At 68.7% G+C, this 26,875-nt stretch carries 26 protein-coding genes; 19 read left to right on the forward strand and 7 right to left on the reverse strand.

Annotated features, from left to right (window positions below):
* Nucleotides 1-157 precede the first annotated feature (157 nt).
* The 13 genes from AC07YZ_RS13690 to AC07YZ_RS13750 all read left to right on the forward strand — a co-directional run bounded on the left by AC07YZ_RS13690 (nucleotide 158) and on the right by AC07YZ_RS13750 (nucleotide 12,346).
* Nucleotides 158-1,573, forward strand: coding sequence for an ATP-binding protein (locus AC07YZ_RS13690; protein WP_494795143.1), 1,416 nt, complete (start codon nucleotides 158-160; stop codon nucleotides 1,571-1,573).
* 91 nt (nucleotides 1,574-1,664) lie between these two features.
* On the forward strand, nucleotides 1,665-2,297 hold the full coding sequence (locus tag AC07YZ_RS13695; protein ID WP_494795144.1) for a response regulator: 633 nt from the start codon (nucleotides 1,665-1,667) through the stop codon (nucleotides 2,295-2,297).
* 203 nt (nucleotides 2,298-2,500) lie between these two features.
* Nucleotides 2,501-2,575, forward strand: coding sequence for a pyrroloquinoline quinone precursor peptide PqqA (gene pqqA / locus AC07YZ_RS13700; protein ID WP_084236088.1), 75 nt, complete (start codon nucleotides 2,501-2,503; stop codon nucleotides 2,573-2,575).
* 168 nt (nucleotides 2,576-2,743) lie between these two features.
* Nucleotides 2,744-2,986 (forward strand): pyrroloquinoline quinone biosynthesis peptide chaperone PqqD, encoded by a 243-nt coding sequence (gene pqqD, locus AC07YZ_RS13705; RefSeq protein ID WP_226494680.1) that lies wholly within the window; start codon nucleotides 2,744-2,746, stop codon nucleotides 2,984-2,986.
* Complete coding sequence (gene pqqE, locus AC07YZ_RS13710) at nucleotides 2,955-4,088, forward strand: pyrroloquinoline quinone biosynthesis protein PqqE (RefSeq protein WP_494795145.1); 1,134 nt, start codon at nucleotides 2,955-2,957, stop codon at nucleotides 4,086-4,088. The genes pqqD and pqqE overlap by 32 nt, the downstream gene beginning before the upstream one ends.
* 122 nt (nucleotides 4,089-4,210) lie before the next feature.
* Nucleotides 4,211-4,717, forward strand: coding sequence for a hypothetical protein (locus AC07YZ_RS13715; protein WP_494795146.1), 507 nt, complete (start codon nucleotides 4,211-4,213; stop codon nucleotides 4,715-4,717).
* Entirely contained in the window at nucleotides 4,695-5,804 is a 1,110-nt protein-coding gene (gene serC / locus AC07YZ_RS13720; protein ID WP_494795147.1) for a 3-phosphoserine/phosphohydroxythreonine transaminase, read from the forward strand. Before AC07YZ_RS13715 ends, serC begins: the two co-directional genes overlap by 23 nt.
* Complete coding sequence (locus AC07YZ_RS13725; RefSeq protein WP_494795148.1) at nucleotides 5,797-6,687, forward strand: dihydroorotate dehydrogenase; 891 nt, start codon at nucleotides 5,797-5,799, stop codon at nucleotides 6,685-6,687. The genes serC and AC07YZ_RS13725 overlap by 8 nt, the downstream gene beginning before the upstream one ends.
* Before the next feature lie 181 nt (nucleotides 6,688-6,868).
* Nucleotides 6,869-7,900 (forward strand): ABC transporter substrate-binding protein, encoded by a 1,032-nt coding sequence (locus tag AC07YZ_RS13730; protein WP_226491910.1) that lies wholly within the window; start codon nucleotides 6,869-6,871, stop codon nucleotides 7,898-7,900.
* Between the two features lie 88 nt (nucleotides 7,901-7,988).
* Nucleotides 7,989-8,825: an ABC transporter ATP-binding protein gene (locus tag AC07YZ_RS13735; protein ID WP_494795149.1), complete on the forward strand. Its 837-nt coding sequence runs from the start codon at nucleotides 7,989-7,991 to the stop codon at nucleotides 8,823-8,825.
* Between the two features lie 13 nt (nucleotides 8,826-8,838).
* Nucleotides 8,839-9,594, forward strand: a complete 756-nt coding sequence (locus AC07YZ_RS13740) for an ABC transporter permease (RefSeq protein WP_226491908.1) — start codon at nucleotides 8,839-8,841, stop codon at nucleotides 9,592-9,594.
* A gap of 118 nt (nucleotides 9,595-9,712) precedes the next feature.
* Nucleotides 9,713-10,543, forward strand: a complete 831-nt coding sequence (locus AC07YZ_RS13745) for an urease accessory protein UreD (RefSeq protein WP_494795150.1) — start codon at nucleotides 9,713-9,715, stop codon at nucleotides 10,541-10,543.
* A 117-nt stretch (nucleotides 10,544-10,660) separates the two neighbouring features.
* Complete coding sequence (locus AC07YZ_RS13750) at nucleotides 10,661-12,346, forward strand: response regulator (RefSeq protein WP_494795151.1); 1,686 nt, start codon at nucleotides 10,661-10,663, stop codon at nucleotides 12,344-12,346.
* A gap of 27 nt (nucleotides 12,347-12,373) precedes the next feature.
* On the opposite strand, the gene urtE is transcribed toward AC07YZ_RS13750, so the two are convergent.
* The 5 genes from urtE to urtA form a co-directional block, all read right to left on the reverse strand.
* Entirely contained in the window at nucleotides 12,374-13,066 is a 693-nt protein-coding gene (gene urtE / locus AC07YZ_RS13755) for an urea ABC transporter ATP-binding subunit UrtE (RefSeq protein ID WP_494795178.1), read from the reverse strand.
* A gap of 25 nt (nucleotides 13,067-13,091) precedes the next feature.
* The gene (gene urtD / locus AC07YZ_RS13760) at nucleotides 13,092-13,967 is read right to left on the reverse strand and encodes an urea ABC transporter ATP-binding protein UrtD (protein ID WP_226491905.1); all 876 of its coding nucleotides are present in this window, start codon (nucleotides 13,965-13,967) and stop codon (nucleotides 13,092-13,094) included.
* A complete protein-coding gene (gene urtC, locus AC07YZ_RS13765) occupies nucleotides 13,964-15,094 on the reverse strand; it encodes an urea ABC transporter permease subunit UrtC (RefSeq protein ID WP_494795152.1) in 1,131 nt (376 codons plus the stop codon). Before urtC ends, urtD begins: the two co-directional genes overlap by 4 nt.
* A complete protein-coding gene (urtB, locus tag AC07YZ_RS13770) occupies nucleotides 15,091-16,692 on the reverse strand; it encodes an urea ABC transporter permease subunit UrtB (RefSeq protein ID WP_494795153.1) in 1,602 nt (533 codons plus the stop codon). Before urtB ends, urtC begins: the two co-directional genes overlap by 4 nt.
* 176 nt (nucleotides 16,693-16,868) lie before the next feature.
* Complete coding sequence (urtA, locus tag AC07YZ_RS13775; protein ID WP_226494677.1) at nucleotides 16,869-18,131, reverse strand: urea ABC transporter substrate-binding protein; 1,263 nt, start codon at nucleotides 18,129-18,131, stop codon at nucleotides 16,869-16,871.
* A gap of 364 nt (nucleotides 18,132-18,495) precedes the next feature.
* Here urtA and rhuM point away from each other — a divergent pair, with 364 nt between their 5' ends.
* Entirely contained in the window at nucleotides 18,496-19,233 is a 738-nt protein-coding gene (rhuM, locus tag AC07YZ_RS13780) for a RhuM family protein (protein ID WP_226491903.1), read from the forward strand.
* Complete coding sequence (locus tag AC07YZ_RS13785; protein WP_226491902.1) at nucleotides 19,230-19,415, forward strand: hypothetical protein; 186 nt, start codon at nucleotides 19,230-19,232, stop codon at nucleotides 19,413-19,415. Before rhuM ends, AC07YZ_RS13785 begins: the two co-directional genes overlap by 4 nt.
* A gap of 24 nt (nucleotides 19,416-19,439) precedes the next feature.
* Here the strand turns inward: AC07YZ_RS13785 and AC07YZ_RS13790 are convergent, their stop codons facing one another.
* The gene (locus tag AC07YZ_RS13790) at nucleotides 19,440-20,477 is read right to left on the reverse strand and encodes a response regulator (protein WP_494795154.1); all 1,038 of its coding nucleotides are present in this window, start codon (nucleotides 20,475-20,477) and stop codon (nucleotides 19,440-19,442) included.
* The gene (locus AC07YZ_RS13795; protein WP_494795155.1) at nucleotides 20,474-24,145 is read right to left on the reverse strand and encodes a hybrid sensor histidine kinase/response regulator; all 3,672 of its coding nucleotides are present in this window, start codon (nucleotides 24,143-24,145) and stop codon (nucleotides 20,474-20,476) included. The genes AC07YZ_RS13790 and AC07YZ_RS13795 overlap by 4 nt, the downstream gene beginning before the upstream one ends.
* 77 nt (nucleotides 24,146-24,222) lie before the next feature.
* Here AC07YZ_RS13795 and AC07YZ_RS13800 point away from each other — a divergent pair, with 77 nt between their 5' ends.
* The 4 genes from AC07YZ_RS13800 (at nucleotide 24,223) to ureC (ending at nucleotide 26,872) form a co-directional block, all read left to right on the forward strand.
* Entirely contained in the window at nucleotides 24,223-24,525 is a 303-nt protein-coding gene (locus AC07YZ_RS13800; RefSeq protein ID WP_494795156.1) for an urease subunit gamma, read from the forward strand.
* Nucleotides 24,526-24,647: 122 nt separating this feature from the next.
* A complete protein-coding gene (locus AC07YZ_RS13805; protein ID WP_226491899.1) occupies nucleotides 24,648-24,812 on the forward strand; it encodes a hypothetical protein in 165 nt (54 codons plus the stop codon).
* Between the two features lie 10 nt (nucleotides 24,813-24,822).
* The gene (locus AC07YZ_RS13810; RefSeq protein ID WP_494795179.1) at nucleotides 24,823-25,128 is read left to right on the forward strand and encodes an urease subunit beta; all 306 of its coding nucleotides are present in this window, start codon (nucleotides 24,823-24,825) and stop codon (nucleotides 25,126-25,128) included.
* Nucleotides 25,129-25,153: 25 nt separating this feature from the next.
* Nucleotides 25,154-26,872 (forward strand): urease subunit alpha, encoded by a 1,719-nt coding sequence (gene ureC / locus AC07YZ_RS13815; RefSeq protein WP_494795157.1) that lies wholly within the window; start codon nucleotides 25,154-25,156, stop codon nucleotides 26,870-26,872.
* The last annotated feature ends 3 nt before the right edge of the window (nucleotides 26,873-26,875 follow it).

Below are 26,875 nucleotides of genomic sequence, written 5' to 3' on the forward strand. Positions count from 1 at the left end.
GCCCACCCCCGAGGGACGCTGCGGCGTCCCTTTTTTCACCCCACGGCGCGGGCCACGGCCGCCATCCAACGGCCCGCCGTCTCATGATTTTCTGGAAAGTGCGTGCCGCCGCAGCGCCGGGGCCCTACCGAGGCGGTCATCGCCCGACAATGGGCACATGGTCGAACCCCTCTCGCCGCCGTTCCCTCTGCCCCGCATGCGCAGTGCCTCGCTGCGCCTGCAGCTCAACCTGATCGTGGCCACGCTGACGGGCCTGTTCGTCGCTGCGCTGGTGGGGCTGCAGATCGACGGCACGCGCGCCAGCGTGCGGGAAGAGATCACCGCGTCGAACAAAGTGGCCACCCAGCTGCTGGAGCGCGTCAGCGGCATCTTCTCCCGCGGCGGCCCCCCGGCCATGCTCGGTTTCCTGGAACAGCTCGGTCGCGTGCGGTCCAACGACATCGTGCTGGTGGGCGACGACGGCCGGGTGCTCTACCGCTCGCCGCCGGCCACCTACAAGCAGGGTCGCGATGCCCCCGAATGGTTCACCGCCTGGGTCGTGCCGCCGCTGCAGCGCCAGCTGGTGCGCATGCCGGGCGCCGTGCTGGCGATCGAGCCCAACCCGTCGCGGGCCATCCTCGACGGCTGGGACCACCTGGTGCGGCTGGCCGGCATCGCCACGCTGGCGCTGGTGGCCCTCCATGTCGCCGTGTTCTGGGCGGTCGGGCGAACCCTGCGCCCCTTTGCGCGCATCGTCGAGGGCCTGCGGCGGCTGCAGGCCGGCGACTACGCCACCCGGCTGCCGCCCCTGCCGGGCCGCGAGGCGGCGCTGATCGGCGAGTCGGTCAACCGGCTGGGCGAGGCCATCGAGACGACCCTGCAGCAACGCATCGCCGCCCGCGAGGCGCGGCAGCGGCTGTCGGAGAGCCGGGCCTGGGCCCAACAGGTCGAGCAGCGCCTGGAGGCCGAGCGCAAGGACATCGCCGCCGAGTTGCACGACGAGTTGGGGCAATCGGTCACCGCCATCCGCTCGCTCGCCCGCTCCCTGCTGGCCCGGCTGCCGACCGACGACACCACGGGCCGCGAGGCCGCCCAGATGATCGACACCGAGGCCGCGCGCCTGTACGACGCGATGCACGGCATGATTCCCCGGCTGACACCGCTGACGCTGGGCCCGCTGGGCCTGCCCGATGCGCTGCGCGACCTGGTCGCCAGCCTGCGCCTGCGCCACCGCGCGCAGGTCTTCGACCTGCGCATCGAGGGCCCGGAAACACCGGTCGACGCGGACACCGCCCTGGCGGTCTACCGGACGGCCCAGGAGGCCCTGAACAACGCGCTCAAACACAGCGGGGCGCGGCACCTGGGCCTGCTGCTGCAGCACAACGCACAGACCCTGAGCCTGACGGTGACCGACGATGGCTGCGGCCTGCCGCCGCCAGACCAGCGCCCCCACCGCTTCGGCCTGCCCGGCCTGCACGAACGCGCGGTGGCGCTGGGCGGGCGCTTCGACGCCCAGCGCCGCCCCGAGGGCGGCACGCAGGTCCGCCTGGAACTGCCCTGCGGGGGCCGGCCGGCCGATGGAGACGACGCATGAGCCCCCACGCTCCACCGCTGCGCGGGTCGCTGCCCCCCAGGGGGGCTGATCCGGCTTGGGGCGGCCCGGCGCCGTATCGGAGGATTGTCCAGTGATCCGAGTTGTTCTGGTGGACGACCATGCCGTGGTGCGCATGGGGTTTCGACTGCTGCTGCAGGCACAGGGCGGGTTCGAGGTGGTGGGCGAGGCCGCCGACGGTGAGACCCTGTTGCGGGAGCTGCCCCAGTGGGCCGCCGACGTCATCGTCATGGACCTGACCATGCCCGGCCTGGGCGGGCTGGAGACGCTGCGGCGCCTGCGGTCGCGCGATCCCGTGCCCGGGGTGCTGGTGCTCTCGGCGCACGACGACGCGGCCTACCCGCGCCGCGCCCTCAACGCCGGCGCGCTGGGTTTCCTGGGCAAGCGCAGCGCCCCCGAGGCCCTGCCCGAGGCGGTGCGCGCCGTGGCGCAGGGCCGGCGCTACCTGGACCCGCAGACCGCGCAGGCCCTGGCCCTGTCGCAGTTCGACGGCAGCACCAGCCCGTTCGACGCGCTGTCCGAGCGCGAGTTCGAGGTGTTCACCCGGCTCGCGCGCGGGCGCAGCGTCCAGGAGATCGCCCGGGCGCTGAGCCTCTCGCCCAGCACGGTGGGCACCCACCTGTACAACGTCAAGCAGAAGCTGGGGGCCGGCAACCAGGCCGAACTCACGTTGCTGGCGCTGCGCTGGGGCGTGATCGAGGCCTGAAAGGCCGAAGGCCGAGCGCCCGGCCGGCGCCAGCGCCGACGCCGCAGGCCCTCATGATTTTCTGGAGCCATTCCCATGAAAATCCCGAGGGGCGATTCGCGATCCCTCCGTGGCGCCTGGGCCCGGCGGTCTCCACAATGACCAGCAGGCGGGGTCGATGCCTCGCCGCTGTTTCCCTTCATCTCAACCTCAAGGAAATCACCATGCAATGGATTGATCCGGCTTTCTGCGACATCCGCCTGGGCTTCGAAGTCACGGCCTACGTTTACGTGCGTTGATCCGTCGGGGGCGGCGCAAGCCGCCCCCGGACACGAGGGGTACCCACCATGAACCACGCCGCCCGGCCCGATCCGCACAGAGACCCCCACGCTTCGCTGCCCCCCGAGGGGGCGTTCGCCGCCTTGGGGCGGCCCGGCGGCGACTCAGGCCGCCATGTCCTGCACCCGATGTACCTGTTTCGCTGGGAGCCCAGCCAGGCGGCCCACGTGCTGCTGTACCCGGAGGGCATCGTCAAGCTCAACGAGACCGCCGGCGAAATCCTCAAGCGCTGTGACGGCGTGCGAACAGACGCGCAACTGATCGCCGAGCTGCAGGCGCTGTATCCCGATGAACCGGCCCGCGTCGAAGCGGGCGTACTGACATTCCTGGAGGTGTTCCGTGCCAAAGGATGGATCCGTCGTCAGACTTGACGGCCAGGGCCTGCCGCTGTGGCTGGTGCTCGAACTGACCTACCGCTGCCCGTTGAAGTGCCCGTGGTGCAGCAACCCGGTGAACGCCGCGCCCGGGCACGGGCCGGAGCTGAGCACCGACGAATGGAAACGGGTGCTGCGCCAGGGCCGCGAACTCGGTGCGCTGCAGCTGGGCTTCACCGGCGGCGAGCCGATGCTGCGCGACGACCTGGAGGAACTGGTCGAAGAGGCCAACGGCCTGGGCTACTACACCAACCTGATCACCTCGGGCGTCGGGCTGAGCGAGGCGCGCCTGGTGGCGCTGAAACAGGCCGGTCTCAAGCAGATCCAGCTGTCGATCCAGTCGAGCGACCGCGAGCTGACCGACGCGCTGGTGGGGGCCAAGGTCTTCGACCTCAAGCTCAAGGTGGCGCGGATGATCAAGGCCCACGGCTTCCCGATGGTGCTCAACGTGCCGGTGTTCCGCCACAACGTCGACCAGACGGCGCAGGTCCTCGCGATGGCCGAGGACATCGGCGTGGACTACCTCGAGTTCGCCAACATCCAGTACTACAACTGGGCCCTGCTCAACCGCGACGAGCTGATGCCCACGCGCGAGCAGCTGGAGCGGGCCGAGCGCACGGTCAACGAGGCCCGGCAGCGGCTGGGCGACCGCATGACGATCTACTTCGTCATCCCCGATTACCACGAGTCGCGGCCCAAGGCCTGCATGAACGGCTGGGGATCGATCCACCTGACCATCGCCCCCGACGGCACCGCCATGCCCTGCCAGGAGGCGCGATCGATCGACGGCCTGAGCTTTCCGACGGTGCGCGAACACGGGCTGGACTGGCTCTGGAACGAATCGCCCACCTTCCGCCAGTTCCGCGGCCTGGACTGGATGCGCGAGCCCTGCAGCTCCTGCGACGAGCGGGAGACCGATTTCGGCGGCTGCCGCTGCCAGGCCTACCTGCTGACCGGCGACGCCTGCAACACCGACCCGGCCTGCGCCAAGTCCCCGCACCACGGGCTGATCACCCAGGCCGTGGCCCGCGCCACCGACCCGACCCGTGTGCGCATCCCGCTGATCATGCGCACAGCGCCGCAGGAGCCGTCGCGATGAGCTCCCCACCCCGGCGCCATCCCCTGGACTCGGCCCTGCTGACGGTGCTGCTGGGCGTGGCCCTGACCGCCGTGCTGGCGGCCCTACTGCGCCTGCTGGGCGGCGCCTGACGGAGCCTGGGCATGGACATCTTCCTGCTGGACCTGCTGCTGCGCTGGGCGCACTTCGCTGGCGCGCTGGTGTGGATCGGCCACAACTACGCCACCGCGATCACACGCCCGCGCTACCTGCCACTGGCGGCGTCCGACCTCGCCGACCCCGGCAGTCCGCGCCAGCGCGACCTGCTGGCGCGCGAGCACGGCACCTTTCGCTACGCCTCGCTGCTCACGCTGGGCACCGGGTTGGCCATGCTGGGGCTGCGCGGCACGCTGCCCGGCGCCCTGGGCCTGCAGGGCGGCCTGGCGCCCATCGGGGTGGGCCTGTGGCTGGGCGTGATCATGGTGTGCAACCTGTGGTTCGTGCTGTGGCCGAACCAGCAACGCGTGCTGGGCTTCGTGCCCGCCCCCATCGAGCAGCGCCTGCGCTGCTCGCGCATCACCTTCCTGTCGGCGCGCGTGAACACGATGCTGTCGGTCCCGCTGCTGTTCTTCATGGCCGCGGGGTCCCATGGCGGAGCCCTGCTGCCCTGACCCGGTGGCCGGACCATCGGCCGCTCCTGCGGATGGCCACCGCTTCTCGGCGGCGGCCGGCCCGCTGCCGCCCGAGGTGGTGGACGAGGTGGCCGAGGCCTGCCGGTCCTGGCGCGGCGGGGCCCCGGTGCTGAGCCTGCCGTTCACCTCGGAGGCGTTTCGCGAGCTGCAGCACGAGACCGAGGCCCGCCTGCGGCGGCTGCTGGGCATCCCGCCGGGCTACCGGGTGCTGTTCATGCAGGGCGGGGCCAGCGCGCAGTTCGCCCTGGTGCCGCTCAACCTGCTGTGCCCCGACGATGCCGCCGCCCACCTGGACACCGGGCACTGGTCGCGGCGGGCCGCGGCCGAGGCCGCCCGCCACGCCCGGGTCGTGAGCCTGCACCACGATGACCTGGACCCCAGCGCCCCACCCCGGGAAACCGTGCCGGTGGCCTACCTGCACCTCACCAGCAACGAGACCGCGGACGGCTGGCAGTGGCCCCGGCTGCCCGCCAGCCCCTGGCCGCTGGTGGTCGACATGAGCTCCGACCTGCTCACCCGCGAGATCGACTGGACCAACCTTGGCCTGCTCTACGCCAGCGCCCAGAAAGCGCTGGGGGTCCCGGGGCTGACGCTGGTGATCGTGCGCGACGACCTGTTGGGCCACGCCCGGCCCAGCGTCCCCAGCGTCATGAACTACACCGCCCTGGCCGCCGCCGACTCGCGCCTGAACACACCACCGGTGTTTGCCGTCTTCGTCGCCCACGCCATGCTGGGCTGGATCGAACGGCAGGGCGGCGTGTCGGCGATGGCCCACAGCGCCGCCCGGCGCAGCGAGGCGGTCTACCAGGCCCTGGACGCCAGCGGCGGTTTCTACCGGCCCCGGGTCGAGCCGGCCTGGCGCTCGCGCATCCACCCCTGCTTCGGCCTGGCCGAGCCGGCCCTGACGCCCCGCTTCCTCGAACAGGCGCGGGCCGCCGGCCTGTTCGATCTGCAGGGCCATCCGGACCTGGGGGGTCTGCGCGTGAGCCTGTACAACGGCACGCCCGAAGGGGCGGTGTGTGCCTTGATGTCGTTCCTGAGGGCGTTCCAGCGCAGCCATGGCTGAGCCCGCCACCGAGGTTGAAACGCCCCTGGCCCGCCGCACGCGCCTGGCACTGGCGCAGCTGCTCGACGCCGCCCGCGACGCGCCGCAGCGATACCCCTGGCCGGGCCCGGCGCTGCGCCGGATGGGCCTGGACTTTCCCGGCCCGGTCGGCCTGGCCGCGGGCTTCGACCCCCAGGGCGCGCTGCTCGGTGACGCCCACCGGCTGGGCCTCGGGCACGTGGAACTGGGCACCGTGGCCGGCCCCGCGCTGTGCGGCACCGGCCAGGGCCCCGCCCGACCGGGTCACCTCGGTCCACCGGCGCCCGCCGCGCCGCGCGCCGTCTGCGGCCTCAGCCTGGGCCGGCACCCGGCGACCCCCTGGGCCCGGGCCGAAGACGAGCTGCTCGCCGGCCTGCCGGCCCTTCCGCCCTGGGTGGACTACCTGACGCTCAACCCGGGCCGCGCGCCCCCGACGGCGGCGCGCTTCGCCCACCTGGTGGCCACCGTGGCCGCCGCGCTCGACACAACCCCCGCCCGGCCACGCCAGCCGATCGTCGTGAAGCTGCCCATGGCCTGGACCGAGGGCCCCTACGGCGCCCGTGTGGCCGCCGACTTCGTCACCCGCGGGGCGGCCGGGTTGCTGCTCAGCGCCGAGGGCGCAAGCGACGCCGGTGCCGCCCTCGAAGCGCTGCGCCGCGTGGCCCGCGCCGTGCCGCGCGAGACCTGCCTGATCAGCGTGGGCGGCATCCACAGCGCCCCGGAAGCCCTGGCCCGCCGGCACGCCGGCGCCGACCTGATCCAACTGCACCGGGGGCTGAGCGCCCTCGGCGTGGACCTGATCCGCACGATCAACCGCGCCCTGGCGGCGCCGCTCGACAGCCCAACACCCCGAAACGGTGCATGACCTGACCGGCGCGCACCGTTTCAGGGTTAGCCATGATGACAAGCGTCTTCGCATGGCCAAGTATCTGTATACACATTCTGTGTTCAATCATCCCCGGGGCCGCACGCGCTTGGCATTGTTTTTGCTCAATGCCCTGGATGCGGGCCGCCCGCGCCCGACGCCCTCGCCACGGAGACCCCCCATGAACAAGCGCCTCTTCCTCAAGACCACCGCCGCCCTGGCCGCCGCAGCCGCCTTTGGCAGTGCCCAGGCGCAGACGCCGATCAAGTTCCAGCTCGACTGGCGCTTTGAAGGCCCGGCCGCGCTGTTCCTGCAGCCCGTGGCCAAGGGGTATTTCAAGGCCGCCGGCCTGGACGTGAGCGTGGACTCGGGCAACGGCTCGGGCGGCACCGTCACCCGCGTGGCCTCGGGCACCTACGACATGGGCTTTGCCGACATGGCCGCGCTGATGGAGTTCCACGCCAACAACCCGGACGCGCCGAACAAACCCGTGGCCGTGATGATGGTCTACAACAACACGCCCGCCGCCGTGCTGGCGCTCAAGAAGAGCGGCATCACCAAGCCGGCCGACCTGAGCGGCAAGAAGCTCGGCGCCCCGGTGTTCGACGCCGGCCGCAAGGCCTTCCCGATCTTCCAGAAGGCCAACGGCGTGAGCAACGTCGCCTGGACCTCGATGGACCCGCCGCTGCGCGAGACCATGCTGGTGCGCGGCGACATCGACGCCATCACCGGTTTCTCGTTCACGTCGCTGCTCAACCTGGAAGCGCGTGGTGTGAAGGCCGCTGACGTGGTGATCCTGCCCTACGCCGACCACGGCGTGAAGGTCTACGGCAACGCCATCATCGCCAGCCCCAAGCTGATCAAGGAAAACCCGGCCGCCATCAAAGCCTTCCTGAGCGCCTTCACCAAGGGCGCCCGGGACGTCATGGCCAACCCAGCGGCCGGCATCGACACCGTGAAGGCGCGCGACGGCATCATCAACGTGGCGCTGGAAACGCGCCGCCTGCAGCTCGCGATCGACTCCGTGGTGGCCAGCCCCGACGCGCGCAAGGAAGGTTTTGGCCAGGTCAATGCCGGGCGGCTCTCGCTGATGGCGTCCCAGGTGTCCGACGCCTACGCCACCAAGACCCGCATCAACCCCGCCGCCATCTGGGACGGCTCCATGCTGCCCCCGGCCGCCGAGCTCAACGTGTTGCCGCCCGCCAAGAAATAACGCCCGCGAACAGCACCGGCGCGCGCCCGTCGCCTGCGGCGCGGGCGGGCGCCCTTTCGTGACCGCTGGCCTTTTTTCAAAACCACCCATGCCAGAAGCCACCCCCGCGCCCGCCGCCAGCGACAAGTCCTTCGTCGAATTCGACCAGGTCTGGCTGGCCTACAACGACGAACTGCTGGCCCAGAACGTCTTCGCGGTCGAAGACATCAACCTGCAGGTGAAGCAGGGCGAGTTCATCGCCATCGTCGGCCCCTCGGGCTGCGGCAAGTCCACCTTCATGAAGCTCACCACCGGGCTGAAGATGCCGAGCATGGGCCGGATCTGGATCGACGGCCAGCCCGTGACTGGCCCGCTCAAGATCTCGGGCATGGCCTTCCAGGCGCCTTCGCTGCTGCCCTGGCGCACCACGCTCGACAACGTGCTGCTGCCGCTGGAGATCGTCGAGCCGTATCGCAGCCAGTTCAAGGACCGGCGCAAGGAATACGAGGAGCGGGCGAAGAAGCTGCTGGCCAGCGTGGGCCTGGGCGGCATGGAGAAGAAGTTCCCGTGGGAGCTCTCGGGCGGCATGCAGCAGCGCGCCAGCATCTGCCGCGCCCTCATCCACGAGCCCAAGATGCTGCTGCTCGACGAGCCCTTCGGCGCGCTCGACGCCTTCACGCGCGAAGAGCTCTGGTGCACGCTGCGCGACCTGTGGGAAGCGCAGCGCTTCAACGTCATCCTGGTCACGCATGATCTGCGCGAGAGCGTGTTCCTGGCCGACACGGTGTATTGCATGAGCAAGAGCCCGGGGCGTTTCGTGGTGAAGCGCGACATCGAGATCCCGCGCACGCGCGACCTGGAGGTGACGTACACGCCGCAGTTCACGGACATCGTGCATGAACTGCGGGGGCATATTGGGGCCTTGCGGCGCCCTGTCAACCAATGAACGGTGCCACACCATGAACAAGAAACAGGTCGAACGCTGGTCGCCCTTTCTGCTGCTGATCGCCATCGTCGTGGTCTGGGAGGTGATCACCAGCGGTTTCGGTGTTTCGGAGTTCATCTTTCCCAGCCCCTCGCGCATCTGGGAGCAGACGCTGGAGCACAAGGCCACCATCCTCGGCCACGCCTGGCGCACCTACTGGGTGACGATGGCGGGCTTTGGCATCGCCATCGTGGTGGGCGTGCTGCTGGGCTTTCTCATCGGCAGCTCGCGCCTGGCCTATGCGTCGGTGTACCCGCTCATGACGGCGTTCAACGCCCTGCCCAAGGCAGCCTTCGTGCCCATCCTCGTGGTGTGGTTCGGCATCGGCGCCGGCCCGGCGATCCTGACCGCCTTCCTCATCAGCTTCTTCCCCATCATGGTCAACATCGCCACCGGCCTGGCCACGCTGGAGCCCGAGCTGGAAGACGTGTTGCGTGTGCTCGGCGCCAAGCGCTGGGACGTGCTCACCAAGGTCGGCCTGCCGCGCTCCATGCCTTACTTCTTCGGCTCGCTCAAGGTCGCGATCACACTGGCGTTTGTGGGCACCACGGTGTCGGAAATGACGGCCTCCAACGAGGGCATCGGCTACCTGCTGATCTCGGCCGGTTCGTCGATGCAGATGGGCCTGGCCTTCAGCGGCCTGCTGGTGGTGGGCGCCATGGCGATGGCGATGTACGAGCTGTTCAGCTTCATCGAGAAACACACCACCGGCTGGGCGCACAGGAGATGACCCCCCGCGCCGCCTGCGGCGTCACCCCCCAGGGGGCGACACTGGCGGCCCGGCTGAGCCGGTTCCGCGGTGTCCTGGGTGGGGCTGCCGCTCGCTCCCGCCCCCTACACTTCCTCCCATGCCCTGGCACGCCCACCTGAATCTCGACTACCGCCTGGCCGCCCAGCGCACGGTGCTGCGGCACGAACACGACGGCCCGCTGCGCATCTTCAAGAGCCTCTACCCCGAGGGCGATGCGGTCTGCCACAACGTGCTGATCCACCCGCCCGGTGGCCTGGTGGGGGGCGACGTGCTGGAGGTGGCGGTGCACGTGGGCAGTGGCGCCCATGGCCTGATCAGCACCCCGGGCGCGACCCGCTTCTACGCCTCCGACGGGCTGCCCGCCACGCAGCGGGTGGCGCTCACGCTGGACGCCGGCGCGCGGCTGGAATGGCTGCCGCTCGAAGCCCTGGCCTACCCCGGCTGCACGGCGCACAACACGCTGCGCGCCACGCTGACCGAGGGCGCCGAGCTGATGGCCTGGGACGTGACCGCGCTCGGCCTGCCCCTGGCCGGCCAGCCGTTCACCCAGGGCAGCTTCAGCCAGCGGCTGGAGATCCCCGGGCTGTGGCTGGAGCAGGCGCGCATCGACGCGGCCGACTCGCGCCTGCTGGACTCCCCGCTGGGGCTGGGCGGCCAGCGCTGCCTGGGCACGCTGCTGCTGGCCTGCGGCACGGCCTTCAGCCGGGAGCGCCGCGAACAGCTGCTGGAGGTGGCCCGCGCCGTGCTCGACGGCGGGGCCGACGGGGTGCTGGCCGGCGCCACCTGCCCCAACCCGCAGACGCTGGTGGTGCGCGCCGTGGCCCCGCTGGTGGAGCCCCTGATGGCCCGCCTGCAGCGGGTCTGGGCCGCGCTGCGCCCCGCCGCCTGGGGACTCGACGCCACCCCACCGCGCATCTGGCGGGTCTGATCCCGGGCCAGAAAAGCCCCCGCTTTGCGCCGCAGTTCCGGCGTTTGGCGCGCGCCAGGCTGTGCAGAATGAAAGATAAGCCCCCCTGCCCGTGCCCATTCCACCCACCCCAACACCATGCCCGTGACCTACAGCGATCTGCAAGACGCCCGCGCGCTGGTGGTGGACAGCAACCCGCTGTCGCGCTCCATCCTGGTGTCGCAGTTGCGCGAGTGCGGTGTGGGCACGGTGGTGCAGTGCCCCAGGCTGGCCGACGCGCGCCGCAAGCTGGAGATGGGCAGCTACGACGTGGTGATCTGCGACCAGTATTTCGAGCGCGAGGAAATCACCGGGCAGGACCTGCTCGACGACCTGCGGCGCAACCAGCTGCTGCCCTACTACACCGTGTTCGTGATGGTCACGTCCGAGTCGTCGTACAGCAAGGTGGCCGAAGCGGCCGAGTCGGCGCTGGACGCCTACATCCTCAAGCCCCACACCGCGGCCGGCCTGGTGGAGCGCATCCGCCAGGCGCGGGTGCGCAAACAGGCGCTCAAGGAGATATTCACCGCCATCGAGCGCGAGGCCTTCGAGCACGCCGCCGACCTGTGCCGCAAGCGCTTCGAGTCCCGCGGGCCGTACTGGCTGTACGCCGCGCGCATTGGCGCCGAGCTGATGCTGCGCAACGGCCACCTGAGCGAAGCGCAGAAGCTCTACGAGGCGGTGGTGGAGGCCAAGACCCTGCCCTGGGCCCGCCTGGGCGTGGCGCGGGCACAGCTCGAAGCGGGCTACCCGCAGCGCGCCACCACCACCCTGGAGGGCCTGATCGAGGCCGAGCCCGGCTACTCCGACGCCTACGACGTGATGGGGCGCGCGCAGTTCGAGCTGGGCAACTTCCAGAACGCGCTGGCCACCTTCCGGATGTCCACCCAGCTCACGCCCTCGTCGGTCAACCGGCTGCTCAAGCACGGCATGATGGCCTATTACGCCGGGGACCGCGAAGAGGGCGTGGAACTGCTCGACCGCGCCACCCGCCTCGGGCTGGACTCCAAGTTCTACGACCCGCAGGCGCTGCTGCTGCTGGCCTTTGAGCGGCTGGACAACAACGACCAGCGCGGCCTGATGCGCTGCGTGGAGCAGCTCGAACACCTGCGCGACCGCAGCCCGGACAACCCGCGCCCGCAGCGCCTGCTGGAGATGGCCCAGACCCTGGTGTCGATCCAGACCTACCAGACCGCCCGCGCGCTCGACGACGTGCGGCACTGGGCCAGGACCATTTCCCAGCCCGAGTTCGACTTCGAATCGGCCAGCAACCTGCTTGCCCTCATGACCCAGCTGGCCCGGCGCTCGATCCAGCTCTACGAGGTGGACGCGGCCGTGGACACGCTGGGTCTGCGCTTTTGCACCAGCAAGGCGCTGACCGAGCTGTTGGCCTGCGCGGCGGTCGGTCGCTCGGAGTTCGCCGACCGCGTCCGCGAAGCCCACGCGCAGATCCTCAAGCTCACCGAGGAAGCCATGACGCTGAGCCTCCAGGGCGACCCGCGGGGCGCGGTGGAGAAACTGCTGGCGGACGCCACCCGCACGCTCAATGCCAAGCTGATCGAATCGGCCCACCTGGTGCTGCAGCGCTACCAGGACAGCATCCCCGACCACGCGGCCCTGCTGGAGCGCGCGCAGGCCATGCGCGAGCGCTACCGCAGCAGCGACATCCACGCGGGCCTGGGGGAACAAAGCCACGTCGGGCGCGCGGCCGGTGGCGTGTCGCTGCCCGGCGGCTACAAGCCACCGAACCCCGATGGCCTGCTGGGGAAGGTGACCGCGGTATAGCGGCCATTGCGCCCCTGCGGCCCTGGCCTAAATCGCCACCAGCTGGCGCACGCCTTTGGCCTGCATCTCGCTGCCCGGGCCGCTGGCGATGACCTCGCCACGCTCCATCACCACATAGCGGTCGGCCAGCGCTTCGGCGAAGTCGTAGTACTGCTCCACCAGCACGATGGCCATGTTGCCGCGGTCGGCCAGCATGCGGATCACGCGGCCGATGTCCTTGATGATGTTGGGCTGGATGCCTTCGGTGGGTTCGTCCAGGATCAGCAGCTTCGGCCCGGCCGCGAGCGCGCGCGCGATGGCCAGCTGCTGCTGCTGCCCGCCCGAGAGGTCGCCACCGCGGCGGCCCAGCATCTGCTTCAACACCGGAAACAGCTCGAACAGCTCGGCCGGGATCGGCGTGCCGCCCTTCTTGGTCGCCAGCCCCATCTGCAGGTTTTCCTCGACCGTGAGGCGGCCAAAGATCTCGCGCCCCTGCGGCACGAATCCCATGCCCAGACGGGCGCGCTCGTAGGGCGTGGCCCTGGTGATCGCGACGCCATCGAGCGTGATGCTGCCGCTCTTGATGGGCACCAGCCCCATCAGCGATTTCAGCAGCGTGGTCTTGCCCACCCCGTTGCGGCCCAGCACCACCGTGACCTGGCCCAGCTCGGCCTGCAGGCTCACGTTGCGCAGGATGTGGCTGCCGCCGTAGTACTGGTTGACGTCTTTGACTTCGAGCAGGCTCATGGTGTTTCCCGTGTGCGGCTCAACGGCCCAAATAGACTTCGATCACGCGTTCATCGGCCTGCACCTCGTCGAGCGTGCCTTCGGCCAGCACAGCCCCATCGCACAGTACCGTGACCTTCTCCGAGATGGTGCGGATGAAGCCCATGTCGTGCTCCACCACCATCAGCGAATGTTGGCCCTTGAGCGTCAGGAACAGCTGCGCCGTGCGCTCGGTTTCTTCGTCGGTCATGCCGGCCACCGGTTCGTCCAGCAGCAAGAGCTTGGGGTCCTGCATCAGCAGCATGCCGATCTCCAGCCACTGCTTCTGGCCATGGCTGAGGTTGCCGGCCAAACGCGCCGCGCTGTCGGCGAGGTGGATGGTGGTCAGCACCTCGCCGAGACGGTCTTTCTCTTCGCCCGTGGGGCGAAACACCATGCTGTGGCGCACGCGCTTGTCGGTCGCCAGCGCGAGCTCCAGGTTCTCGTACACACTGAGCTGCTCGAACACCGTGGGCTTCTGGAACTTGCGGCCGATGCCCATGGCGGCGATCTCCGCCTCGCGGTAACGCAGCAGGTCGATGGTGCTGCCGAAGAACACCTGGCCTTTGTCGGGCCGGGTTTTGCCGGTGATGATGTCCATCATCGTGGTCTTGCCGGCGCCGTTGGGGCCGATGATGCAACGCAGCTCACCGGGCGCGATGTCCAGGCTCAGGCCATTGATGGCCTTGAAACCGTCGAAGCTCACGTGCACGTCTTCCAGGTACAGGATGCGGCCGTGCGTGGTGTCCACCGCGCCGGGCGTGTGGATGCGGCCGTAGACGGCGCTGCGGCCACCCGACTCGGTCTGACCCGGCACACTCGCGGTCTGCAGTTTTTCAAAGCGCTGCGCGCCTTCTTCCATCAGGTCGGGCGTCATGCTTTCGCTCCACGGAATTTCTTCACCAACCCCACCACGCCCTGCGGCATCCACAGCGTGACCGCAATGAACAGCGCGCCCAGGAAATACAGCCAGTACTCGGGGAAACTCACGGTGAGCCAGCTCTTGGCGCCGTTGACGATGAAGGCGCCGATGATGGGGCCGACCAGCGTGGCGCGGCCACCCACCGCGGCCCAGACCGCGATCTCGATGCTGGCGGCGGTGCTCATCTCGCCGGGGTTGATGATGCCGACCTGCGGCACGTACAGCGCGCCGGCCACGCCGCACATCACCGCCGAGATCGTCCAGATGGTGAGCTTGTAGGGCAGCGGGTTGTAGCCGCAGAACATGACGCGGCTCTCGGCGTCGCGCACGGCCTGCAGCACACGGCCGAACTTGCTGCCCACCAGCCAGCGCGCCCACAGGAAAAAGCCCAGCAGCGTGAGGCCCGTGATGACGAACAACGCCATGCGCATGCCCTGCGTCGCAATCGGAAGCCCCAGGATGCGCTTGAAATCGGTGAAGCCGTTGTTGCCGCCCAGCCCGGTCTCGTTGCGGAAGAACAGCAGCAGCGCGGCGAAGGTGAGCGCCTGCGTGATGATGGAGAAATACACGCCCTTGATGCGCGAGCGGAAAGCGAAGTAACCGAACACGAAGGCCACGAGGCCCGGCACCAGCACGATCAGCAGCAGCGTGGCGATGAAGCTGTCGGACAGCGCCCAGTGCCAGGGCAGTTCCTTCCAGTCCAGGAACACCATGAAGTCGGGCAGCTCGCTCTTGTAGTTGCCATCGGTGCCGATCTGGCGCATGAGGTACATGCCCATCACGTAGCCGCCGAGCGCGAAGAACAGGCCGTGACCCAGGCTGAGGATGCCGGTGTAGCCCCAGATCAGGTCCATGGCCAGCGCGCAGATGGCGTAACACATGATCTTGCCCAGCAAGCCCACCATGTAGTCGGAGAGGTGGAAAGCGCTGCCGGCCGGCACGAACAGGTTGAGCAGCGGCGCCACGGCGCAGACCACCAACAGGGCCACGATGAAAGCGCTCCAGCCGGTGCGGGTGAGCAAGGGGCCGGCTTGCGGCAGCGTCACAGATGCGGGAACGGGAGGTGTGGACATGTTGGTCATGCTTCAGCACTCCGGCCTTTCATGGCAAATATCCCTTGCGGCCGCTTCTGGATGAAGACGATGATGAAGACCAGCACCGCGATCTTGGCCAGCACGGCGCCGGCCCAGCCTTCGAGCAGCTTGTTGAGAACGCCCAGGCCCAGCGCGGCGTACACCGTGCCGGCGATCTGGCCCACGCCGCCGAGCACCACCACCATGAACGAGTCCACGATGTAGTTCTGGCCCAGGTCGGGGCCCACGTTGCCGATCTGGCTGAGCGCGCAGCCCGCCAGCCCGGCGATGCCCGAGCCCAGCGCGAACGCGTAGGTGTCGATGCGCGCGGTGTTCACGCCCATGCACGCGGCAATCGGCCGGTTCTGTGTGACGCCGCGCACGAACAGGCCCAGGCGGGTCTTGCCGATCAGCAGCGTCACGCCCACCAGCACCGCCACCGCGAAGCCGATGATGATGATGCGGTTCCAGGGCAGGCTGAGGTTGCCCATGAGGGTCACGCCGCCGCTCATCCAGCCCGGGTTTTCCACGCCCACGTTCTGCGCGCCAAACAGGCTGCGCACGCCCTGCATCAGCACCAGCGAAATGCCCCAGGTAGCGAGCAGCGTTTCCAGCGGCCGGCCATAGAGGAAACGAATCACGGTGCGCTCCATCGCCGCGCCCACCAGGGCCGAGGCGATGAAGGCCAGCGGCATGGCCACCAGCAGGTACCAGTCGAACCACTGGGGCAGCGCCTCGCGGAAGAACGACTGCACCAGCCAGGTGGCGTAGGCGCCGATCATGATCAGCTCGCCGTGGGCCATGTTGATCACGCCCATGAGGCCGTAGGTGATGGCCAGGCCCAGCGCGGCCAGCAGCAGGATGCTGCCCAGGCTGAGGCCGGTGAAAGCCTGGCCCAGCGCGCTGCTGATGGCCAGCGAGCGGTCCAGCGCGGCCAGCGAAGCCTTCAACGCGGCCTGGACCGGCGCGCGCTCTTCGGTTTCCAGCCGCTGCAGCAGCAGCGGGCGCACGATGGCCTGGCGCGCCTCGCCCAGCTTCTCGGCGGCGGCCAGGCGTTGGGCCTCGTCTTCACTGGCCAGCCGCACGGCGGCCCGCGCCAGCTCCAGCGTCTGGCGCGCCTGCGCATCCAGCTCGCCGGCCAGGGCCTTGTCGATCAGCGGCAGCTGCGACGCGTCGGGCTCGTCGAAGGCGTTGCGCTGCAGGCTCTGGGCCGCTTCGCGCTGGCGCTCGGGCGGCGCGCCAAACAGCTGCATGCCCGCCAGCGCCGTTTCCATGGCGCTGCGCAGGCGGTTGTTGACCATCACGTCTTCGGCCTCTTCGGGCACGCTGGCCAGGGCCTCGCCGGTCACGGCGTCCACCGCGCTCTCGCCCTGCACCATGAGCACCCGCTCGCCGACCACGCGCACGCGCTCGTCGGCCATGGCCTGGATCAGGGCCGCGGCCTTGTCATCGCTGCCGGACGCCAGGCGGTTCAGGGTGGTGATGCGGTCGTCCGTCTCACCCGCCACCAGCGCCAGCGCGTCGGCCGGCGTGAGCGCATGGGCGGCACCCATGCCAAGCCACAGCGCCAACCCCAGCCCCAGAAGCCGGAGCCAATGAAATTTCATGGAAGTTCCTCAACCAAATACCAGGCCACGCACGGTGCGCAAACAGATCCGCAAGGCCAACGCCAACCACGCCGAAACCCAGGGACACCGAGGGTCCGGCTCCGCCGGCCCCAGGTGTCGCCCCCCTCCCGCCGAAGGCGAGAGAGGGGGGAGCGCCGAAGGCGCGCGGGGGGTGCTTACTTCACCATCGGCATGTTCTTCTTGCCCTTGTTCTCGGCGATGTAGTCGCTCCACGGATCGGCGACCACCGGGCCCGGCGTCTTCCAGACCACGTTGAACTGGCCGTCGGCCTTCACCTCACCGATGAACACCGGCTTGTGCAGGTGGTGGTTTTCCTTGTCCATGGTGGACGTGAAGCCACCTGGTGCCTTGAAGGTCTGGCCGGCCATGGCGGCGATCACCTTGTCGGTGTCGGTGGACTTGGCCTTCTCGACCGCCTGCGCCCACATGTTGATGCCGATGTAGGTGGCTTCCATCGGGTCGTTGGTCAGCGGCTTGTCCTTGTGGCCGGCGATGCCCTTGGCCTTGGCGTAGGCGGCCCACTTCTTGGTGAACTCGGCGTTGGTCGGGTTCTTCACGCTCATGAAGTAGTTCCAGGCGGCCAGGTGGCCCACCAGCGGCTTGGTGTCCACGCCGCGCAGCTCTTCTTCACCCACCGAGAAGGCGACCACCGGCACGTCCTTGGCAGACAGGCCGGCGTTGCCCAGCTCCTTGTAGAACGGCACGTTGGAATCGCCGTTGATGGTGGAGACCACGGCCGTCTTCTTGCCAGCGGCCGCGAACTTCTTGATGTTGGCGATGATGGTCTGGTAGTCGGAGTGACCGAAGGGGGTGTACTCCTCCATGATGTCTTCTTCCTTCACGCCCTTGGCTTTCAGAAAGGCGCGCAGGATCTTGTTGGTCGTGCGCGGGTACACATAGTCGGTGCCCAGCAGCACCCAGCGCTTGGCCGAGCCGCCGTCTTTGCTCATCAGGTACTCCACGGCGGGGATGGCCTGCTGGTTGGGCGCGGCGCCGGTGTAGAACACGTTCTTGGACAGCTCTTCGCCTTCGTACTGCACCGGGTAGAACAGCAGGCTGTTCTTCTCTTCGAACACCGGCAGCACCGACTTGCGCGAGACCGAGGTCCAGCAGCCGAACACGGCGGCCACCTTGTCCTGGTCGATCAGCTGCTTGGCCTTTTCGGCGAACAGCGGCCAGTTGGAAGCGGGGTCGACCACCACGGGCTCCAGCTTCTTGCCCAGCACGCCGCCCTTGGCGTTGATCTCGTCGATCGTCATCAGGGCCACGTCTTTCAGCACGGTTTCCGAAATGGCCATCGTGCCCGACAGGCTGTGCAGCACACCGACCTTGATCGTGTCGGCCGCGTGGGCCGAGAGGCCGAAAGCGCCCAGGGCGGTGGCGACCGTCAGGGCTTTGAGGGTGAATCGACGTTGCATCATGGCGCTTCTCCAGGGGGTTCTAAAAACATCCGGTTGATGGGTGGACCTTGCCGCCGAACCGCCCTTGAAAGAGGGATTCACAGCGGACAGGGGGATGCTATGGAGAAGCCTGGAGGGCGTATGTACGCCGGGTGGCGTATGCGGGGGCCTGGGGCGGCTGGAAGGGGTCCGAGCGCCCTGCTCATCCTTGCAATTCTGGAAACTGGTTCCTGATTTGCAAGGTTCACGGCCGTCGTGAAAATGGGGTGGTCAGCCCCGCGGCTCCCCATGTCCGGGCACATTGCCCCTATTCCCCAGGCCGGCTGCTGGAGCCTTGGCTATCATGATTCGCCACACCAAACACAAGACAGCGGCATTGGTCATGAGCAAGAAAACCCCTTCAGCCACCTCGAAACAGAAAGAGATCTCCCTCGTCCGCTCGTCGGCGGCGGAGTACCTGACCTTCATCGCGGCCACGGCTGGCGGCAGCGCCAGTGTGGAGATGCGCTACGAGGACGAAAACCTCTGGCTCACGCAGAAGATGATGGCCACGCTGTACGACGTGTCGGTGCCGGCCATCAACCAGCACTTGAAGCGGGTGTTTGCCGACAACGAGCTGGATGAGGTGGCAGTTGTTAAGCCGTACTTAACAACTGCTGCTGACGGCAAGAACTACCAAGTCAAGCACTACAGCCTGCAGGCCATCATTGCCGTGGGCTTCAAGATCGAAAACGAACGGGCCGTGCAGTTCCGCAAGTGGGCCAACCAGATCGTCAAGGACTACACGATTCAAGGGTGGGTGATGGACGCCGAGCGCCTCAAGAGCGGCGGCAGCGTGCTGACCGAGGAATTCTTTGAGCGGCAGTTGGAAAAAATCCGGGAAATCCGGATCTCTGAACGCAAGTTCTACCAAAAGATCACCGACATCTACGCCACGGCGCTGGACTACGACGCTTCGGCCACGGCAACCCAGCGCTTCTTTGCTGCCGTGCAAAACAAGCTGCACTACGCCATTCACGGGCAGACAGCGGCGGAGGTGATCGTGGACCGCGCGGACCACAAAAAGGACAACATGGGCTTGACCCACTGGGAAGGCGCGCCCCAAGGCAAGAACGCTTGAGCGGTTTCCTGAAACTCTGGGACCGGGAGATCCTGCGGGACGCCGGCAAGGTGTCAGCGGAAATCGCCAAGGCCCACGCCGAAACGGAGTTCGAGAAGTACCGCATCGTGCAAGACCGGTTGTTTGAAAGCGACTTCGACCGCGTGATCAAGCAGATCGAAGCGGGCCACAAGCCGGATTGACTGCCCGCTGGCGCGGTACTTCGATCACCCCCCATGCTGCGGCTGCAGCAGCGGCACGCGGTTGATCGCCATCGCCGCCGCCGCGGTGCGGGTTTCCACGCCGAGCTTGGCGTAGATGCGCTCCAGGTGTTTCTTCACCGTGGCGGGGCTGGCGCCCAGGATGTCGCCGATGTCGCGGTTGATCTTGCCCTTGGCCACCCAGTACAGGACTTCGGCCTCGCGCGCGGTCAGGCCGAAGGCCTGGCCCATGGCTTCGAGCACGCTGGCGTCCGAGGTTTCCTGCATCACGATCAGCCAGTCGCCGCCCTCGCCCGGCGCTTCGATGCTCTCGGCACCGTCCTGATCGCCCACGCGCTGGTGCAGCCGGAAGGTGAGGCGGCGCGGGCCGTGGTCGAGCGTGAGGCGCGGCGGCTCGCACTGGGCCCGGGCGTCCTGCAGGTGGCGGCGCAGCCACTGCAGCACGGCGGGTGGTGTGTCGGGCGCGGTGGTGCCGCAGTAGCGCTGCAGCAGCTCGCGCGCCAGCGGGGTCTGCCACATCAGGCGGCCGTCGCTCTCGCGCACGGTGATGGTGGCGTAGCCGAAGGCGTCGAGCGCGTAGCGGGCCTGGCTGCGCTCCAGGGCGCCCTGGCGCGCGTGGCGCGCGGTGCGCAGGTGCACGCCCATGCGCGCCATGACCTCGCGCGGCTTGATGGGTTTGGTCACGTAGTCCACACCACCGGCGTCGAGCGCGGCCACCAGGTGCTCGGTTTCGGTGAGGCCGGTCATGAAGATGATGGGAATCTGCGCCGTGGCCGGGTCGGCCTTGAGGCGGCGCGCCACCTCGAAGCCGTCGATGCCGGGCATGACCGCGTCGAGCAGCACCACGTCGGGCAGAGCCTGGGTGGCGCGGCGGATGGCGGACTCGCCGTCGAGCGCCACCAGCACGGTGTAGCCGGCTTCGTCGAGCGCGTCGTGCAGCGGGGCGACGTTGTCGGGCACGTCGTCCACGATGAGCACGACCAGCGCGTCCAGCGACGGCAGGGGCGCGCTCAGCGGTTCGGGTGTCGGCAAGGAGGTGTTCATGGCGCGCCGGGCAGTATCGGGTGGTCGCTGTGCGGCTGCAGCAACCGCTGCTCGATGGCTTCAAAGCGGAACTCGCGCGCCAGGGTGCGCAGGCCCTGGGCGAAGTCGGCCTGCTCGGGGCGCAGGCCCACCCAGTCGTCGAGCCAGTTCACGATGCCTTTGTAGTAGCCCAGGCGCACCAGTTCGAGCAGCGGCGCCAGCTCGGCGGGGCTGGTGGCCCCTGCGCTGGCGCCACCAGCCGGCAGGGGCGCCGGGTCCACGGCAACGGGCGCGGGCTCGGCCGCAATCCAGGCCAGACCGAGCCGCTGGCCGAGCCAGGCGAGCAGGTCGTCGCGCCGCACGGGTTTGACAAAAAAGTCCTGCGGCTGGTGGCCGAGGTCGTTGTCCAGCCCTTTGTCGAAAGCGTTGGCCGAGACGATGGCCAGCGGCACGCCGGCCCAGCCGCGCGCGCGCAGGCGGCGCAGGGTCTCCCAGCCGTCGATGCCGGGCATGGCCAGGTCCATGAAGATGGCGTGGGGGGCGCCCGGTGCGCCGGGCTGCAGGTCGTCGAGCAGGCGCAGCGCGTCCAGGCCGCTGGTGGCCAGCATCACCTCGAAACCCAGTGGCGCCAGCCAGCGCTGCAGCAGCTCGCGGTCGGCCTCTTCGTTGTCCACCACCAGCAGCCGGCGGCGCTCGCCGGCGTAGCCGCTGCACAGGGGCGCGGTGGCCGGGCGCGGCAGCGCCACACCGTGCAGTTCGGGCAGGAACAGGCGCACGGTGAAAACCGAGCCCTGCCCCGGCGTGCTGCGCACCGTCATCTCGCCGCCCATGAGGTCGGTGAGCATCTTGGCGATGGTCAGGCCCAGGCCGGTGCCGGAGCTGCCGGCGCCGGAGGCGGCGGCCAGCGAAGCGTCGTTCTGCCCGCGCGCGAAGGGCTCGAACACGCGCTCCAGGTCGAGCGCGCTCATGCCGGGGCCGGTGTCGTGCACCTCGAACTGCGCCATCTCGCGGGCGTGCGTCACGCGCAGGCGCACCTCGCCCGCGTGGGTGAACTTCACCGCGTTGCCCAGCAGGTTGATGAGGATCTGGCGCAGGCGTTTTTCATCGGCGCGCACGGCGTCGGGCAGGCGGCTGCCACTGTCGAACACGAAGCGCAGGCCCTTGGCCGCGGCCTGCAGCTCGAACATGCTGGCCACCTCCTGCATGGCGCCGGCAAAGGCCATGGGCCGCACGTCCAGCGCGAGCTTGCCGGACTCGATGCGGGCGATGTCCAGCGTGCCTTCGATCAGCGAGAGCAGGTGTTCGCCCCCGCGGTGGATCACGCGGATGGCCTGCGCGCGGTGCGGCGCCATGCCGGTGTCTTCCTGCAGCAGTTGGGCGTAGCCGAGGATGCTGTTGAGCGGCGTGCGCAGCTCGTGGCTGATGGTGCTGATGTAGCGCGTCTTGGCCTGGTTGGCCTGGTCGGCGGCGCGCCGGGCCTGCTGCAGCGCTTCGTCGGTGCGGCGGTGCGAGTCGATCTCGTGCATGAGCAGCCGGGTCTGCCGGTTCGACTCTTCCTGCGCCACCTCGCGGCTCTTGTGCGCCAGCACCAGCCACCAGGCCACGGTGGCCGCGATCAGCAGCAGCACGGCGTAGACGCGCAGGAAGCCCGAGCGCAGCGCCGCGTCGACCAGGCCGGTGTCGGCCACGGCCTGCAGGCCCTCGCCCAGGCCCTCCACCTGCTGCCGGTAGAGCAGCCCCAGCACCGCGGCGAGCACGGGCGCGATCACCCCCATGATCAACAGGTAGTGCGCCAGGCCCGCTTCTAGGTAGGGCCAGACGCGGCGCGGCAACACGGTGCGCAAGGCCCCCTGCCATTGCACCGAGAGGCGTGCGTGGGGTTTGCACAGGTCACCGCAGCGCGCGTCCAGCGTGCAGCACAACGAGCAGATGGCGCCCTGATAGGCCGGGCAGTGGGCCATGTCGGGCGCTTCGTATTCGCGCTCGCAAATGACGCACTTGAGGACCCCCCCCGCGCCGCCTGCGGCGTCACCCCCCTCAAGGGGGGCAACACCTGCGGCCGGGCGAAGCCCGTTCCGCGGTGTTTCTGGGTGGGCTGCCCCTCGCGCATCGCAGCCCTCGCACGACTGCGCCCGGCAGGCTTCGCCTTGTCGGGCGATGTAATAGCGCCCCTGCGTCGCCCATGCAATCAGTGGCGAAGCGATCAGCGCCGTCACCATCGCGATCACCGCTGAAAAGGCCTGGGCCGACGCGCCCATCAGCCCCATGTGGGCCGCGATCGACAGCGCCGAGGCCAGGCCCATGGCGCCCACGCCCACGGGGTTGATGTCGTACAGGTGCGCGCGTTTGAACTCGATGCCCGGCGGGCTCCAGCCCAGCGGCTTGTTGATCACCAGGTCGGCGACGACGGCCATGATCCAGGCGATGGCGAGGTTGCTGTACAGGCCCAGCACCTCGCCCAGCGCCTGGAACACGTTCATCTCCATCAGCATGAAGGCGATCAAGGTGTTGAACACCACCCAGACCACGCGGCCCGGGTGGCTGTGGGTGAGGCGCGAGAAGAAGTTGCTCCAGGCCAGCGAGCCGGCGTAGGCGTTGGTGACGTTGATCTTGAGCTGCGACACCACCACGAACAGCGCCGTGGCCGCCACCGCCCAGCCGACCTTCGGGAACACGTATTCGTAGGCCGCCAGGTACATCTGGTTCGGGTCCACCGCGCGGTCGGGCGGCACCATGTGGCTGAGGGCCAGGTAGGCCAGCAGCGCGCCGCCCAGCATCTTCAAGACCCCCAGGATCACCCAGCCCGGCCCACCGGCCAGCACGCCGACCCACCAGCGCCAGGCCCGGCCTTTTTCGGGCGCCGGCATGAAGCGCAGGTAGTCGGCCTGTTCGCCCATCTGGGTGATGAGCGCGATGCCCACCGTGAGCGCCGCACCAAACAAGTGCCAGTCAAACACCGCGCCGGCGCCCGATTCCCCGCCGTAGTGCACCACATTGCTGAACGCACCGGGATCGAGCACCCAGACCGCCCCAAAAGGCACCAACATCATCACCAGCCAGAGCGGTTGGGTCCAGACCTGGAAGCGGCTGATGACCGAGACCCCGTAGGTCACGAGCGGGATCACCACCAGCGCGCAGATCAGGTAGCCCCAGGCGGGCGGAATGTCCAGCGCCAGCTCCAGCGCGTAGGCCATCACCGCCGCTTCGAGCGCGAAGAAGATGAAGGTGAACGAGGCGTAGATCAGCGAGGTGATGGTGGAGCCGATGTAGCCAAAGCCCGCGCCACGCGTGAGCAGGTCCATGTCCACCCCGTAGCGCGCGGCGTACACGCTGATGGGCAGGCCGGCCAGGAAGATGATCAGCCCGGTGACCAGGATGGCCAGCGCGGCGTTGATGAAGCCGTACTGCACCAGCAGCGTGGCGCCTACCGCTTCGAGGATCAGGAACGAGGCCGCGCCGAACGCGGTGTTGGCCACGCGCCATTCGCTCCACTTGCGAAAGCGCTGCGGCGTGTAGCGCAGCGCGTAGTCTTCCATGGTCTCGCTGCCGACCCAGCTGTTGTAGTCGCGGCGCACCTTGATGATGCGTTGCACCGGCTCGGGTCTGCCGGGCGTGGGATCGGTGGCGTTGTCGGGCGGGGCGTTCACTCTGGGCAAAGTGCAGCTTTCGTGCCATGCGCCATACGCCATGTGCCGGATACCCGGAACCGCCGGGCAAAGGCATACTGATCCACCGTCCCGGCACACACCTTGCTCCAGCCTCAATCATGGAACTGACTCCGCGTGAAAAAGACAAGCTGCTGCTCTTCACCGCCGCCTTGCTGGCCGAGCGGCGCAAGGCGCGTGGCCTGAAGCTCAACTACCCCGAAGCCGTGGCCCTGATCTCGGCCGCCGTGATGGAGGGTGCGCGCGACGGCAAGACCGTGGCCCAGCTCATGAGCGAAGGCCGCAACGTGCTCACGCGCGACGACGTGATGGAAGGCATCGCCGAGATGATCCCGGACATCCAGGTGGAGGCCACGTTTCCGGACGGTACGAAGCTCGTGACGGTGCACACGCCGATCACTTGATCCCCCCGCGCCGCGCTGCGCGCGTCACCCCCCAGGGGGCGATGCGAGTGGCCCGGCGGAGCCGGTTCCACCGCATCCTGGAACCAGACACTTCGCTCAACCGTTTCTTCTGGAGCAATCGAATGAAATCCCAAACACTGCTCGCCATTGCCTCCTTGTCCGCCCTGCCCGCCTTCGCCCACGACGGCCATGGTCTGTTTGGCAGCCACTGGCATGCCACCGATGCGCTGGGTTTTGTGGCGGTGGCCGGTCTGATCGCGCTGGCGGTCTGGCTGTCGAAGAAGTGAGGGCGTGGCCATGATCCCCGGCGAACTCTTCACCGACGCGGGCGAGCACGCCCTCAACCCCGGCCGCCGCACGCTCACGCTGGTGGTGCAGAACACGGCCGACCGGCCGGTGCAGGTGGGCTCGCACTACCACTTTGCCGAAACCAACGGCGCGCTGGACTTCGACCGCGCCGCCGCGAAAGGCATGCGGCTGAACATCGCTTCGGGCACGGCCGTGCGTTTCGAGCCCGGACAACAACGCACCGTGGAGCTGGTGGACTATGCGGGCGACCGCGTCGTCATCGGTTTCCGTGGCCTGGTGCAGGGCGCCGTCTAAGAAAAACAGAGAAAGAGCTGAGACCATGGCAACCATCCCCCGCAGCGCCTACGCCGACATGTTCGGCCCCACCGTGGGCGACCGTGTGCGACTGGCCGACACCGGCCTGATCGTGGAAGTGGAAAAAGACTTCACCCTGGCCGCCGGCGGCTACGGCGAAGAGGCCAAGTTCGGCGGCGGCAAGACCATCCGCGACGGCATGGCGCAGTCGCAAAGAACCCGGGCGCAGGGCGCGATGGACACGGTACTGACCAACGCGCTCATCATCGACCACTGGGGCATCGTCAAGGCCGACATCGGCCTCAAGGACGGCCGCATTGCCGCCATCGGCAAGTCCGGCAACCCCGACACCATGCCGGGCGTGGACATCGTCATCGGCCCGGGCACCGAGATCATCAGCTGCGAAGGCCACATCGTCACCGCCGGCGGTATCGACAGCCACATCCACTTCATCTGCCCGCAACAGGTGGACGAGGCCCTGGCCTCTGGCGTCACCACCATGCTCGGCGGCGGCACCGGGCCGGCTACCGGCACCTTCGCCACCACCTGCACACCCGGCCCCTGGCACATCGAGCGCATGCTGCAGGCGGCCGACGGCCTGTCCATGAACCTGGGCTTCCTGGGCAAGGGCAACGCCAGCCGGCCCGAGGCCCTGCACGAGCAGGTGGACGCGGGCGCCATCGGCCTGAAGCTGCACGAAGACTGGGGCACCACGCCCTCGGCCATCAGCAACTGCCTGGACGTGGCCGAAGCGGCCGACGTGCAGGTCGCGATCCACAGCGACACGCTCAACGAGTCGGGCTTTGTCGAGAACACCATCGCGGCCACCAAGGGCCGCACGCTCTGCGCCTTCCACACCGAGGGCGCGGGCGGCGGCCACGCGCCCGACATCATCCGCGTGGTGGGCGAGGCCAACTTCCTGCCCTCCAGCACCAACCCGACCATGCCCTACACCGTCAACACGCTCGACGAGCATGTGGACATGCTCATGGTCTGCCACCACCTGGACGCCGCCATCCCCGAAGACCTGGCCTTCGCCGAGAGCCGCATCCGCCGCGAGACCATCGCGGCCGAAGACATGCTGCACGACATGGGCGCCATCAGCATCATGAGCAGCGACAGCCAGGCCATGGGCCGCGTGGGCGAGGTGGTGATCCGCACCTGGCAGACGGCCGACAAGATGAAAAGCCAGCGCGGCACCCTGCCCGAAGACAGCAGCCGCAACGACAACTTCCGCGTCAAGCGCTACATCGCCAAATACACCATCAACCCGGCCATCGCCCACGGCATCGCGCACACCGTGGGTTCGCTCGAAGTGGGCAAGTGGGCCGACATCGTGGTCTGGAAACCGGCCTTCTTCGGCGTCAAGCCGGCGCTCGTGGTGCAGGGCGGCACGATCTCGCTGGCCGCCATGGGCGACCCCAACGCCTCCATCCCCACGCCGCAGCCGGTGCACTACCGGCCCATGTTTGGCAGCTTCGGTCGCTCGCTGGCGCGCGGCAGCCTCACTTTCATCTCGCAAGCGGGTCTGACCGCGGGCGTGGGCGAGCGCTACGGCCTGCAGAAAACCACCGTGGCCGTGCAGGGCTGCCGCAGCATCACCAAGGCGAACATGGTGCACAACCGCTACCTGCCGAAAATGGAGATCGACCCGCAGCGCTACACCGTGCGGGCCGACGGCGTGCTGCTGACTTGCGAGCCCGCCAGCAAACTTCCGATGGCGCAGCGATACTTCTTGTTCTGACCA

The sequence above is a fragment of the Hydrogenophaga sp. GW101-3F08 genome (assembly GCF_059424585.1).